The sequence below is a fragment of the Sphingomonas tagetis genome (assembly GCF_024211275.1).
Classification (GTDB): Bacteria; Pseudomonadota; Alphaproteobacteria; order Sphingomonadales; family Sphingomonadaceae; genus Sphingomonas; species Sphingomonas tagetis.
Genome location: NZ_JAMLDX010000002.1, coordinates 110855 through 123810, shown reverse-complemented (window position 1 = coordinate 123810; position 12956 = coordinate 110855). Strand labels below are relative to the sequence as shown.

The 12956-nt window shown below is 67.6% G+C and carries 14 protein-coding genes; 8 read left to right on the top strand and 6 right to left on the bottom strand.

The features are described from left to right. Positions 1-3 precede the first annotated feature (3 nt). The gene (locus M9978_RS03280; protein WP_254291431.1) at positions 4-822 is read left to right on the top strand and encodes a glutaminyl-peptide cyclotransferase; all 819 of its coding nucleotides are present in this window, start codon (positions 4-6) and stop codon (positions 820-822) included. Here the strand turns inward: M9978_RS03280 and M9978_RS03275 are convergent. Continuing rightward, complete coding sequence (locus tag M9978_RS03275) at positions 814-1959, bottom strand: cysteine desulfurase (protein WP_254291430.1); 1146 nt, start codon at positions 1957-1959, stop codon at positions 814-816. The genes M9978_RS03280 and M9978_RS03275 overlap by 9 nt on opposite strands. A 10-nt stretch (positions 1960-1969) precedes the next feature. Then, positions 1970-2734: a tryptophan 2,3-dioxygenase gene (locus tag M9978_RS03270; protein WP_254291429.1), complete on the bottom strand. Its 765-nt coding sequence runs from the start codon at positions 2732-2734 to the stop codon at positions 1970-1972. Between the two features lie 149 nt (positions 2735-2883). Between M9978_RS03270 and M9978_RS03265 the strand changes: the two genes are divergently transcribed. The 3 genes from M9978_RS03265 (at position 2884) to M9978_RS03255 (ending at position 5330) form a co-directional block, all read left to right on the top strand. Further along, positions 2884-3198: a hypothetical protein gene (locus tag M9978_RS03265; RefSeq protein ID WP_254291428.1), complete on the top strand. Its 315-nt coding sequence runs from the start codon at positions 2884-2886 to the stop codon at positions 3196-3198. Positions 3199-3211: 13 nt separating this feature from the next. After that, on the top strand, positions 3212-3886 hold the full coding sequence (locus M9978_RS03260; protein ID WP_254291427.1) for a response regulator transcription factor: 675 nt from the start codon (positions 3212-3214) through the stop codon (positions 3884-3886). Between the two features lie 136 nt (positions 3887-4022). Beyond that, positions 4023-5330: a sensor histidine kinase gene (locus M9978_RS03255; protein WP_254291804.1), complete on the top strand. Its 1308-nt coding sequence runs from the start codon at positions 4023-4025 to the stop codon at positions 5328-5330. Here M9978_RS03255 and M9978_RS03250 read toward each other — a convergent pair. Both M9978_RS03250 and M9978_RS03245 read right to left on the bottom strand, forming a co-directional pair. Continuing rightward, the gene (locus M9978_RS03250; RefSeq protein WP_254291426.1) at positions 5327-5488 is read right to left on the bottom strand and encodes a hypothetical protein; all 162 of its coding nucleotides are present in this window, start codon (positions 5486-5488) and stop codon (positions 5327-5329) included. The genes M9978_RS03255 and M9978_RS03250 overlap by 4 nt on opposite strands. 171 nt (positions 5489-5659) lie before the next feature. Then, complete coding sequence (locus tag M9978_RS03245; RefSeq protein ID WP_254291425.1) at positions 5660-6655, bottom strand: LLM class flavin-dependent oxidoreductase; 996 nt, start codon at positions 6653-6655, stop codon at positions 5660-5662. A gap of 122 nt (positions 6656-6777) precedes the next feature. Between M9978_RS03245 and M9978_RS03240 the strand changes: the two genes are divergently transcribed. Genes M9978_RS03240 through M9978_RS03225 form a run of 4 tightly spaced genes read left to right on the top strand, consistent with a single transcriptional unit; the run spans position 6778 to position 11179 of the window. Next, positions 6778-7443: a pyrimidine 5'-nucleotidase gene (locus tag M9978_RS03240; RefSeq protein WP_254291424.1), complete on the top strand. Its 666-nt coding sequence runs from the start codon at positions 6778-6780 to the stop codon at positions 7441-7443. Next, a complete protein-coding gene (dapD, locus tag M9978_RS03235) occupies positions 7440-8258 on the top strand; it encodes a 2,3,4,5-tetrahydropyridine-2,6-dicarboxylate N-succinyltransferase (RefSeq protein ID WP_254291423.1) in 819 nt (272 codons plus the stop codon). The genes M9978_RS03240 and dapD overlap by 4 nt, the downstream gene beginning before the upstream one ends. 44 nt (positions 8259-8302) lie before the next feature. Continuing rightward, the gene (locus M9978_RS03230; RefSeq protein WP_254291422.1) at positions 8303-9355 is read left to right on the top strand and encodes a winged helix-turn-helix domain-containing protein; all 1053 of its coding nucleotides are present in this window, start codon (positions 8303-8305) and stop codon (positions 9353-9355) included. Positions 9356-9400: 45 nt separating this feature from the next. Beyond that, positions 9401-11179, top strand: coding sequence for an ABC-F family ATP-binding cassette domain-containing protein (locus M9978_RS03225; protein ID WP_254291421.1), 1779 nt, complete (start codon positions 9401-9403; stop codon positions 11177-11179). On the opposite strand, the gene M9978_RS03220 is transcribed toward M9978_RS03225, so the two are convergent. Together M9978_RS03220 and M9978_RS03215 are read right to left on the bottom strand one after the other, a co-directional pair. Then, the gene (locus M9978_RS03220; protein WP_254291420.1) at positions 11176-12069 is read right to left on the bottom strand and encodes a diacylglycerol/lipid kinase family protein; all 894 of its coding nucleotides are present in this window, start codon (positions 12067-12069) and stop codon (positions 11176-11178) included. The two genes, M9978_RS03225 and M9978_RS03220, sit on opposite strands and share 4 nt — an antisense overlap. A 30-nt stretch (positions 12070-12099) precedes the next feature. Continuing rightward, on the bottom strand, positions 12100-12909 hold the full coding sequence (locus tag M9978_RS03215) for an ATP-binding protein (protein WP_254291419.1): 810 nt from the start codon (positions 12907-12909) through the stop codon (positions 12100-12102). Positions 12910-12956 lie beyond the last annotated feature (47 nt).

Genomic DNA, 12956 nt, shown 5'->3' with positions numbered 1-12956 from the left:
TCCATGTTCCGGCTTGTTCGAGCCGGGCGCGGGATCGTTGCGGGGGTCGCCCTGGCCATGCTGGCCGGGGCGGCCCCTGTCGTTTCCGGACGCCCCGCAACCCTGCAAACCGCCGCGCCGGCACGCCCTCCGGTCGAGGCGGCGCGAGTGATCGCCAGCCATCCGCACGATGCGGGTGCGTTCACGCAGGGGCTGTTCTTCTCGGACGGGCGGCTGTTCGAGAGCACCGGCCAGCACGGCCGGTCCGCGTTGCGCGAGGTCGATCTGCGCACCGGCAAGGTGAAGCGCCAGGTCAAGCTGCCGCAGCGCTATTTCGGCGAGGGCAGCACCGGCTGGGGCAAGACGATCGTCAGCCTCACCTGGCAGCACGGCACCGGTTTCCGTTGGGACCGCGACACGTTCCGCGAGCTGGGGCAGTTCCGCTATCCGGGCGAGGGCTGGGGACTGACTCAGGACGGCAAGAGCCTGATCCTGAGCGACGGCACTGCCGAGTTGCGTTTCCTCGATCCCGCGACCTTCGCCGAGCGGCGGCGGTTGCGCGTGACCTGGCAGGGGCGCCCGATCAGCGACCTCAACGAGCTTGAATATGTGCGCGGCGAGATCCTCGCCAATATCTGGCACACCGACCTGATCGCGCGGATCGATCCGGTAAGCGGGGCGATCAAGCGGTTCGTCGACCTGAGCGCGGTGACGGCATCGCTGCAGTTGGCCGATCCCGAGGCGGTGCTCAACGGCATCGCCTATGACGCGAAAGCCGGCAAGCTCTACGTCACCGGCAAGGACTGGCCGAAACTGTTCGAGATCGCGCTGCCGTCAGGCTGACAGGCTCGGGAGCGCATCCAGCAACCGGCGAACGTCGCGGACGTCATGATAGAGGCCGAAGCCGATGCGCAGCACCTCGCCGCGCACGTCGGTAACGATTTCCTGTGCGTCCAGCGCCGCCTTCCATGCAGCGGCCTGGGTTGAGCGAAAGGCGAGGAAGCGCGCGCGCGGATCGCCGCCGGGGTTGAGCAACTCGGCATCGGCAAGCGGCGTGCCGGTCAGCCCGGCCAGCAGCTGTTCGCGCAGTGGCGCGATATGCGCGTTGATCGCGGCGGTGGTCAGGCCTTCATCCGCGAGCATGTCGCGCACGGCGACGAAGCGGTAGAGGCCCGAGGGATCGAAGGTCGAACCCATGAAGCGCATCGCGTTGGTGGCGTAGCCGATCTGGCCTGGTGGAGCTTCGAGACCGGCGAACTCGGCATACCAGCCGGTGATCTCCGGACGCTGGCCGAAGCCCGGCGGACAATGGAGGAATGCGGCGCCTTCGCCGGCCATCGCATATTTGTAGCCGCCGGCGAGATAGAAGACCCGATCGGCGACGGCCGACAAGTCGTTCTCCATCGCCGTGAAGCCGTGATAGCCGTCGATCACGATCCATGGACCTTTCGGATCGGCGAGTGCGGCCAGATCGGCGAGTGCGGTGAACACCTCGCCTGAGCCGAACATGACCTGGCTGACGAAGATGAGATCGTGGCGCCCCGATCGCGCGGCGGCGAGGAAGCGTTCGGTGAAGCGTTCGCCGGTGGGGACGGTGTCGAGCGCGATCCGGCCGGATTCGATCCAGCGTTGCGACTGGCGTCGGAAGCTGTGGAACTCGCCGTCGCTGGTGAGGACGCGCAGCGGGTGTTCGACGCGGGCGGAGACGATGCGCAGGATCAGATCGTGCGTGTTGCCGGCGAAGACGACGGTGCTGGGATCGGGCAGGCGGAGTTCGTCGGAGACGTGCCGCTGCGCGACGGGCCAGATCGCCTCCATCACCCGGCCCCATTTATGATCGGCGAGGCGCGCCGCGTCCTGCCACGCCGCCTGATGACCCAGCCAGGACGCATCGGGCCAGAGATGATGGCTGTGCGCCGCGAAGTGCAGCCGGTCCGGGGCGGCGGCGAGCGAGCGCTGGAAGAGGTGTTTGTAGCTCACAGCCCAATCCTCACAGCAGCGTCCGCAGCGTCCACAATTCAGGAAAGGCGCGCTTCGCCAGCGTCGATTCGAGATAGGGCACGCCCGGGGTGCCGCCGGTGCCGGGTTTCATGCCGATCACGCGGCTGACGGTGAGGACATGCTTATGCCGCCAGGTCGCGAGCGCGTCGTCGATATCGACCAGCTTCTCGGCGAGCTGGTAGAGTTCCCACCAGCGATGCGGGTCGCGATAGACCTGTGCCCAGGCGGCCTCGACCGCGGGATCGGGCCGATAGGGTTGGGTCCAGTCGCGCTTCAGCGCCGCATCGGGCAGGTCGAACCCGGCGCGAGCGAGCGCGGCATTGGCTTCGTCCCACAGGCTCGGTTGCGCGGCGAATCGGGTGGTCAGCGGCCCCGGAACCCCGCCGCCGCGCAGGCCGAGCAGCGTCTCGACCGCGCGGAACTGATCGGACTGGAAGCCCGAACTCGTGCCGAGCACGCCGCGGAACAGCGTATAATCGCTCGGCGTCATCGTGGTGAGCACGTCCCACGACAGCGTCATCACCGCCTGGATGCGGCTGACGCGGGCAAGGCCCTTATATGCCTCCACCAGCCGGTCGGTGCGGACGAGGTCGAGCGCGACCTCCAGCTCGGCGATCGCCTGTTTGAGCCACAGTTCCTTGGTCTGGTGGATGACGATGAACAGCAATTCGTCATGCTCGTCCGAGACCGGGTGCTGCGCGGACAGCAGCTGATCGAGCGCGAGATAGCGCGAATAGGTCATCGGTTCGGTCATGATGGTCTCGCAAATCGTCGCATGCGTAACCGATAGCGCGAAGCCGGGCGCAGCGCGACAGCGCTTTGTTGCGGGACGGATGCGACCTTTCACGCGGCTTTCGCGCGCATTCATGGGCTATTCAACGGTTCGCCCCTATGCGAATTCCAATGAAGATGTTTGGCGTACTCGCTCTCGGCGCATGTCTTGCGGCCGCCGCGGCTCCCGCGCACGCTTCGCCGCAGGACCGGCGCAGCGACCAGGAAGCTGCGCGCAAGGGCCGCATGCAGGGGCAGCTGTTGCCATTGCGCGTGATCGAGGCGCGCGTCGTGCCGGTGATGGCGCGCAAGGGCGCGCAATATATCGGCTTCGACTTCGATTCGGCGACGGGCATTTACACGCTCAAGTTCCTGCGCAATGGAAACGTCATCTGGGTCGATGTCGATGGCCGCTCGGGTCAGGTGATGAGCCGCTCGGGCGGCTGAGAAAGGGAAGATCATGCGCGTTCTGATCGTCGAGGACGAACCCAATCTGCGCAATCAGCTGCAGGCCACGCTGGAAGGCGCGGGCTATGCCGTGGACACCGCGTCGGACGGCGAGGAGGGCCATTATATGGGCTCGACCGAAGCGTATGACGCGATCATCCTCGACCTCGGCCTGCCCGAGGTCGACGGGCTGACGGTGCTCGACCGCTGGCGCAAGGAAGGCAAGACCACGCCGGTGCTGGTGCTGACCGCGCGCGACAGCTGGTCGGACAAGGTCGCCGGGCTCGACGCGGGCGCCGACGACTATGTCGCCAAGCCGTTCCAGTCGGAAGAACTGATCGCCCGGCTGCGCGCGCTGATCCGCCGTGCTTCGGGCAATGCCTCGGCCGAGCTGATCGCGGGTGATATCCGGCTCGACACGCGTAGCGGCAAGGTGACCAAGGCCGGCGAGCCGGTGAAGCTGACCGCGCAGGAGTACAAGCTGCTGTCCTACCTGCTCCATCACAAGGGCAAGGTGGTCAGCCGCACCGAACTGATCGAGCATATCTACGACCAGGATTTCGACCGCGATTCGAACACGATCGAGGTGTTCGTGACGCGCATCCGCAAGAAGCTGGGTCCGGACGTGATCACCACGATCCGCGGCCTTGGCTATAGCCTGGACGAGCCGGCGGAGGCCGGTGCCTGATCTGCTTGGCCTGACGCTCGGCCCCCGCTTTCCGTTTCTGCGCCGGGCCGAGCCCGTTGCCGTGCCGCTTCCCCCCGCGCCGGGCGATCCGGCGCCGCGGCCCTATGTCCGCACCACCGGATCGCTAAGCCGGCGCATGATCCTGATCGCGGCGGCGTGGATCTCGCTGCTGCTGGCGGGCGGCGGATTCGCGCTCGACCGGGTGCTGACCAACGCGATCACGCGCAATTTCGACGATGGCCTCGAATATATCCTGACCTCGCTGATCGCGTCGGCCGAGATCGATCCGATGGGCCAGATCGCGTTCAACCGGCAATTGTCGGACCAGCGTTTTCTCGAGCCTTATTCGGGCGCCTATTGGCAGGTCAGCGGCAAGGGATACGAGACCTTTCCCTCGCGATCCTTGTGGGACCGGCAGTTGCGGACGGGCGCCGCGCATGCCGATCAGAACGTCCATATCTATGATTCCGACCAGTTTACCGACCAGCGGCTGCGCGTCGTCGAGCGCGATGCGACGCTGCCGGGGTCGAAGGTGCGCTGGCGGTTCCAGGTGGCGCAGGCGCGCGATGCCCTCGACGCTCAGATCGCGGCGTTGCGAGGAACATTGCTGCGCAGCTTCCTGTTGCTCGCGGCAGGGTTGATCGTGCTGGCGGGGCTGCAGACCTGGTATGGGCTGCTGCCGCTGCGGCGCTTGCGGCTGGCGATTCAGCGGATGCGCACCGGCGCGTCGGGGCGGATCGACGGCGCGATGCCCGCCGAGATCGCGCCGATGGTCGAGGAATTGAACGCGCTGGTCGCACATAACGACAAGCAGGCGGAGGAGGCGCGGCGCCATGCAGGCAACCTCGCCCATGCGCTCAAGACGCCGCTGACCGTGATCATGAACGCCGCCACGGCGCAGGCCGACGATCTGCCCGCGACGGTGGTGCGGGAGGCGCGGACGATGCGGCGGCAGGTCGATCATCACCTCGCGCGAGCGCGTGCCGTCGGCAGGCGCGGATCGGCGCACAGCCGCGCGCCGGTGTGGCCGAGTGTCGAATCGGTCGAGCGCGCGGTGTCGCGCCTCTATCCGCATGTCCGCATCGACACCGACGGGCCGCACGACCTGATCGCGCATATCGAGCGGCAGGACCTCGACGAGATCATGGGCAATCTGGTCGAGAATGCCGCCAAATATGGCGGCGGCAGCGTGTTCGTGACGATGGGGGTCGAAGCCGGGTTTGTCGAGATCCTGGTCGAGGATGACGGGATGGGCATCCCCGAGGCCGACCGCATCCGCATCTTCGACCGCGGCGTGCGGCTCGACACAGGCAAGCCCGGCACGGGGCTGGGCCTCGCGATCGTGCGCGACGTGGCCGAAATTTATGACGGCACGGTCAGCCTCGAGGAGAGCGACGATCTGGGCGGATTGCTGGTGCGGTTGCGCCTGCCGGCGGCTGGCTAACCCAGCACGCCGGAAAAGCGCCATTTCCCCGTCACCGGGCTGACGACGAGGTCGCAGCCGCAGTCACGGCATTTGGCATGGCCGTGGATGATCCGGTCACGCTTGCGCGTGCGGTGTACGCCTTCATGACAGCGCACGGTTGGTTTGGGCGGTGGCATCGCCTGTCTCCTTTCCGTTCCCCTGCTGCAACGACTTTGCTGGCGGCGGAATGGGGCGGCTTTCAGGCTTCTCTTTGTTGAATTGGGGCACCGGCCCGCTCCCCCGCCCGGCCACCCATCAAGATACACTGAAGTGGGTGGCCGGGCGGGGGAGCGGGCCGGTGCCGCGTCTTACTCAACAAGACGCCGCATTGCGTCCGCCGCGATTGAAACGCTGTGTTTCCGCGCGGCGTGGTCATAGATCGAACTGACGAGCATGACTTCGTCCACGCCGCTGCGGGCGATGAACGCCGCGAGGTCATCGCGGACCTTGTCGGGCGTGCCGATCGACGTGACCGACAGGACATGATCTAGCATCGCCCGCGCCTGTGGAGGGATGGTGTCGAGATAGCCGGGGACGGGCGGGGGCATGCGGATGCCGGTGCCGGTGGTGCGCAGCGCGACGAAGGTCTGCTGCATCGAGGTGGCGAGCAGTTCGGCCTCGTCCTGCGTGTCGGCGGCGAAGACGTTGAAGCCGGCCATGGCATAGGGCTTGTCGAGCACTGCCGATGGGCGGAAGTGGCGGCGGTAGAGGTCGAGTGCCTCATCGAGCGAACCCGGCGCGAAATGCGAGGCGAAGGCATAGGGCAGGCCGAGCGCCGCGGCGAGTTGCGCGCCGAACAGGCTGGAGCCGAGAATCCAGAGTTCGGGCTTTGCGCCGCCGCCGGGAACGGCGTGGATGCCGGTCTGACCGTCATCTGCGAAATAGCTTTGCAACTCGACGACTTCCTGCGGGAAGGCTTCACTACTGGTCTGAAGGTCGCGGCGCATCGCGCGGGCGACGCGGCCATCGCTACCGGGCGCACGGCCGAGGCCCAAATCGATGCGGCCTGGGAACAGTGCATCGAGGGTGCCGAACTGCTCGGCGATCACCAATGGCGCGTGGTTGGGCAGCATGATCCCGCCGGCGCCGACGCGGATCGTGGAGGTCGCGGCGCCGACATGCGCGATCACCACTGCAGTCGCTGCGCTGGCGATGCCGGGCATGCCGTGATGCTCGGCCACCCAATAGCGGGTGAAGCCCTCCGCCTCGGCATGGCTCGCAAGGTCGGCGGCGTTGGCGAGCGACTGGCTGGCGCTGCCGCCCTGAGTGATCGGGACGAGGTCGAGCAGGGAATAGGCGGTCATGGCCGGGGAGATGGGGAGGCGAGTTGCGATTTGCTACGGAAGGAAGGCTTGGCGCACGGCAAGGCTTTCCTGTGCGCGCCATCTTCCCCGCGCCTGCATGAACGCCTAGAGGCACGGCCAGCATGCGCCCCGACCTCGCCCATATCGACGCCTGGCTGTTCGACCTCGACAACACGCTCTATCCCGAGAGCGCGAAGCTCTTTGCGCAGATCGACCAGCGCATCGGCGCCTATGTCGCACGGCTGCTGAAGCTCGATCCGGCCGAGGCGCATCGCGTGCAAAAGGGCTGGTTCATCTCGCACGGCACGACGCTCGCCGGGCTGATGGCCGAGCATGGCGTCGATCCGCACCATTATCTGGCGGACGTCCACGATATCGAGATGGACGTGCTCGAGCACAACGCCCCGCTCGCCGCCGCGATCGCCAAGCTGCCGGGGCGCAAGATCGTCTTCACCAACGCCGACGCGCCCTATGCGGAGAAGGTGCTGGGACGGCTGGGGCTGGCCGAGAGCTTCGAAGCGATCCACGACGTTCATGCCAGCAATTATGCGCCCAAGCCCCACCCCGACGCCTATCGCAGCGTGTGCGAGGCGTGGCTGATCGATCCGGCGAAGGCGGCGTTCGTTGAGGACATGGCGCGCAACCTCGCCCCGGCCAAAGCGATCGGCATGACCACGATCTGGGTCGACAATGGCTCCGAACAGGCGCCGGACGCGGACCGCAGCTATATCGATTTCAAGACTCACGACATCTGCCACTGGCTTGAATCCATCCTGGAGGAACAATGACCGACCTCGCCACCACCATCGACGCCGCCTGGGAAGACCGCGCGAACATCTCGATCGCCACGACCGGCGCGACCCGCGAGGCGGTGGCCGAGGCGCTGAATCTGCTCGACAGCGGGCAGGCGCGCGTCGCCGAGCCGACCGCGAGCGGCTGGCAGGTCAATCAGTGGCTGAAGAAGGCGGTGCTGCTCTCGTTCCGGCTGAACGACAACGCCGTGATGGGCACCGAAATGGGTGATTGGGGCTTCGACAAGGTGCCGCTCAAGACCGCCGCGTGGGACGATGCGCGCTTCCGCGCCGCCGGCTTCCGTCAGGTGCCGGGCAGCGTCGTTCGCCACGGCGCGCATATCGGCAAGTCGGTCGTGCTGATGCCGAGCTTCGTCAATATCGGTGCGTTCGTCGATGAGGGCACGATGGTCGATACCTGGGCGACGGTCGGCAGCTGCGCGCAGATCGGCAAGAACGTCCATCTTTCGGGCGGCGTCGGCATCGGCGGCGTGCTCGAGCCGCTGCAGGCCGATCCGGTGATCATCGGCGACGGCGCATTCATCGGTGCGCGCGCCGAGGTCGCCGAAGGCGTTCGCGTCGGCGAGGGCGCGGTACTGTCGATGGGCGTGTATCTGGGTGCATCGACCAAGATCGTCGATCGCGCGACCGGGCAGGTGTATCGCGGCGAAGTGCCGCCCTATGCCGTGGTGGTGCCGGGCACGCTGCCGGCCGAGGACGGCAAGCCGGGCCTGTATTGCGCGGTGATCGTCAAGACGGTGGACGCGCAGACGCGCAGCAAGACCGGGATCAACGAGCTGCTTCGCGACTGATTTCGGTTGCGCAGCCTGCAGCGATGGCTGACATCGCTGCGGCAATGACCGTTCGTTTCAGCGACTTCGTGCTCGACCCGCGGCAGCGCACGCTGACGCGCGATGGCGCGCCGGTCGAGCTAAACGCGCGCTATTTCGATGCGCTGGCGCTGATGGCGCGCGCGCCGGGCGAACTGGTCACCAAGGACCGGTTCATGGACGAGGTGTGGCGCGGCATTCCCGTCACCGACGAGGCGCTCACCCAGTGCATCCGCACGCTGCGGCGGCAGCTGGGCGACGATGCCGCCAGTCCGCGCTTCATCGAGACGGTGCCCAAGCACGGTTATCGCTTCATCGCGGCGGTCGGCGGCGGGCCGGAGACCGTCGCGCAGACACCCGCAATGGTCCCACCCTTGCCGTGGCGACGCTTCTTGCTGCTCGGCGGAATGGGGACGATGGGCGGCGGGGTCGCGGGGCTGTTCGGCGGACTGGTCTATGGCTTCATCGCCACTGCGCAGCCGGGGACCGGGGCGGCTTCGACGTTGTTGGTGCTGCTGTGCCTGACCATCGCCATCGCGCTCGTCGGCGGCGGTGCGGTGTCGTTCGGGCTTGCGGCGGCCGAGTTCGCGCCGGACCGGCGCTGGTACTGGCGCGTGCTGGGCGGCGCGGCGGGCGGGCTTGTCGTCGGCGCGGTGGTCAAGTTGCTCGGCACCGACGCGTTCAACCTGCTGTTCGGTGCGGCGCCGGCAGGGATTACAGGCGGCGGGGAGGGCGCGTTGCTCGGTGCGAGCGTCGGACTTGCGTGCTGGCTGGCGATGCGTGGCGATCCGGTGCGGCCGATCGCGCCGCGCGCGGGCGTGGCGGCGCTGGTCGGGGGTGTGACGGGAGCGGCAATTCCGTTGCTCGGCGGGCGGTTGATGAGCGGCAGCCTCGACAGCCTAGCGCGGCAATTTCCGGACTCGCGGCTGCGGCTCGATCATGTCGGCGCGGTGCTGGGCGAATCCGGGTTCGGCCTCGCCAGCCAGGTCGTGTCAGGGGCGATGGAGGGGGCGTTGTTCGCTGGCTGCATCGCCGCGGCGATGGCGCTCGCGCTGCGGAGCGAGGCGACGGGACGCTAGAAGGCGGTTGCCCCGCCGTGCCTGTCGCCCTACCTGCGCGGGCCTATGGCTGCTCCCGTTCTCGCTTATGAAAATTTAGGGCTCGTCCAGGGCTCGGGCTGGCTGTTCCGCGGCCTCGACATCTATGTCGGCGCGCGCGACCGGCTGGCGCTGATCGGGCGCAACGGCGCGGGCAAGACGACCTTGCTCAAGCTGCTCGCGGGACAGGTCGATGCCGATGAGGGGCGGCGGACGATCCAGCCGGGCACGCGCGTCGTGATGCTGGAGCAGGAGCCGCGCATGACCGGCTGCACGACGCTGATGGACTATGTGCTGTCGGGCGACGATGCGCCGGCGCGGCACGAGGCCGAGGCCATTGCCGACCAGCTCGACATCGATCTGTCGCGCGAGGCGGCGACGGCGAGCGGGGGCGAGCGGCGGCGGGCGGGCATCGCGCGCGCTCTGGCGATGAACCCCGACGTGCTGCTGCTCGACGAGCCGACCAACCATCTCGACATCCATGCGATCGAATGGCTGGAAGAGTGGCTGAACCGCTATCGTGGCGCGTTCGTGGTGATCAGCCACGACCGCACCTTCCTGACGCGGCTGACGCGGCAGACCTTGTGGCTCGACCGCGGATCGATGCGGCGGGCGGAGATCGGGTTCGGCGGGTTCGAGGCGTGGACGGATCAGGTCTATGCCGAGGAGCAGCGTGCGGCGGAGAAGCTGGATGCTCGTCTGAAGCTGGAGGAGCATTGGCTCCAGCGCGGCGTCACCGGGCGGCGCAAGCGCAACCAGGGGCGGCTGACCAAGCTCTATGAGATGCGCGCCGAACGCGCGGCGATGACCGGGCCGGCAGGCGCGGCGAACCTGGCGACGGCGTCGGACGATTCGAAGACCAAGGTCGTGATCGACGCCAAGCATGCGTCGAAAGCCTATGGCGACCGCACGATCATCCGCGACCTGTCGCTGCGGGTGACGCGGGGCGACCGGATCGGCATCGTCGGCAAGAATGGCGCGGGCAAGTCGACCCTGCTCAAGCTGCTGACCGGCGAAATTGCGCCGGATACGGGCAGCGTGCGGCTCGCCAAGACGCTCGATTCCGTCATTATCGACCAGCAGCGCAGCCGGATGCAGCCGGAAAAGACAGTGCGCGAAGTGGTCGCCGATGGCGGCGAATGGATCGACGTGCTCGGCGCGCGCAAGCACATCCATGGCTATTTGAAGGAATTCCTGTTCGAGCCGACGATGGTCGAGGCGAAGGTCGGCACTCTGTCGGGCGGGGAACGCTCGCGGCTGTTGCTGGCGCGCGAGTTTGCGCGGCCGTCGAACCTGATGGTGCTGGATGAGCCGACCAACGATCTCGATCTCGAGACGCTCGATCTGCTGCAGGAAGTGATTGCGGACTATGACGGCACGGTGCTGATCGTCAGCCACGACCGCGACTTTCTCGACCGCACGGTGACGATGACGATCGGGCTCGATGGTTCGGGGACGGTCGACATGGTGGTCGGCGGCTATGCCGACTGGGAAGCCAAAAGGAAGGTGCGGACCGAGGCAAGGAAGGTTGCCGCGAAGGCAGCACCGGTCGCGGAAGCCCCCAAGGCGCGGACCAAGCTGAGCTACAAGGACCAGCGCGACTATGACTTGCTGCCCAAGCGGATCGAGGAACTGGATGCGCTGATCGCGAAGGATGAGGCGGCACTGGCCGATCCCGACCTGTACGCCAGGAACCCGGGGCAGTTCGACAAGCTGATGGCGGCGATCGCCAAGGCGCGCGACGAGAAGGATGCGGCGGAACTGCGCTGGCTGGAGCTGGCGGAGATGGCCGAAGCGCTCGGCTAAGTCGGCACCACCACGTCGATCGCGCGTTCGGCCACCCGCACCGTCACCGGCGTCCGCGCCAGCACTTCGCCGTCGATCGAGATGCGGTGGTGCGGGCGGGTGTCGAGCTTGAGCTGAGGGCCGCGAAATTCGCTCACGGTCTGGTCGCGGCGGCGGATGCGGAAGAAGCGGGCGTACCAGTCCCAGGCGAGCCGCCAGCGGTTGCGGCCGGTGACGATCTGGATCATCATCTCACCGCTCTCGACGCACGCGTCCTCGCTCATCTCGACCCCGCCATGGAAGCGGCCGTTGAGAATGCGCACTTCGCTGCCCCACATGCGATGAGTCTTCTCGCCATCGTCGACGAACACGCGGAACGGGCGGAAGCGCGCGAAGCACCACACCGCCCAGGCGAGATAGCCGATGCGGCCGGCATATTTCTTGAGGTCGTGCGGCACGGTCTCGCCGATCATCGGCGACAGGCCAATCGCGGCGGCATTGGCGAAATAATCGCCGTCAATCATGCCGAGATCGACGCGGCGGCGCTTGCCGGTGGCGATCGTTTCGATCGCGCCGTCGAGGTCGAGCGGAATGCCTAGCGTCCGCGCGAAGCTGTTGGCGGTGCCGAGCGGCAGGATCGCGAACACCACGTCCTTGCCGACGACATCATCGACCACGCCCGACAGCGAGCCGTCGCCGCCGCCGACGATCACCATCGGCGCGCCCGCGCGGATCGCGTCACGGACGGTGTCGTCGAGCAGATCGGGGTCGGTGACCGGATGGGCGGCGATCAGGCGGATGCCCGCCGCCTCGATCTTCCGGCGCGCCTGTTCGAACAGCGCGGCGCCCCGGCGCGAGCGGGCGTTGACGATGAGAACCGCCTCGCGCGGGACGGGGAGGTTGGTCGTCACCGCGCTATAACGGTCGAGAGGCGGGCAGGTTCAGAGTTGCTTGCCCGAGCGGCCGGCGAGGTCGACGACATATTGCCAGGCGACGCGGCCCGAGCGGCTGCCGCGGCGAGTTGCCCAGTTGATCGCCTCGGCTGCGTCGAACGGCAGGCCATGGTCGGCGGCATAGGTCCGCACGATCTCGACATAGGTATCCTGGTCGATCGCGTGGAAGCCGAGACTGAGGCCGAAGCGGTCCGACAGCGCGAGATTGTCGTCGATGCTGTCGCGCGGGTTGATCGCGCTCGATTGCTCCTCGAGGTTGCGCGGGATCAGGTGGCGACGGTTGGAGGTGACGAACAGCCGGGCATTGGCGGGGCGCGCTTCCGCGCCGCCTTCGAGCTGCGAGCGCAGCGCGCGGCCATCCGAGGCGGCGTCGAAGCCGAGATCGTCGAGGAAGATGACGAAGGCGCGGTCGCTGCCGTCGATCAGCGCGAACAGAGCGGGGAGGGTGTCGAGCGCGTCGGCCTGGGCCTCGATCAGGGCGATCTTGCCGCCTTCGGCCTGGATCGCGGCGACTGCGGCCTTAGACAGCGCCGATTTGCCGGTGCCACGCGCGCCCCAAAGCAGCGCGTCGTGCGCGGGCAGGCCATTGGCGAGACGACGGACATTTTCGAGCAGCGTCGCCTTTTGCGCCTCGATCCCGACCAGCTCGGCGAGCGGTAGCGGGGCAAAAGCGCGGGCGGGCTGAAGGAAGCCGCGGTGCCAGACATAGGCCGGGTGCGCTGCAAGGTCGGGCACCGGCGGCGGCGGCGGGGCGAGCCGCTCGAGCGCGGCGGCGATGCGGTCCAGCGGGTCGCTCATGCCCAGCGGGCTATGGTGTGCCCGCGCGCTTGGCAATGGCTGTCTGC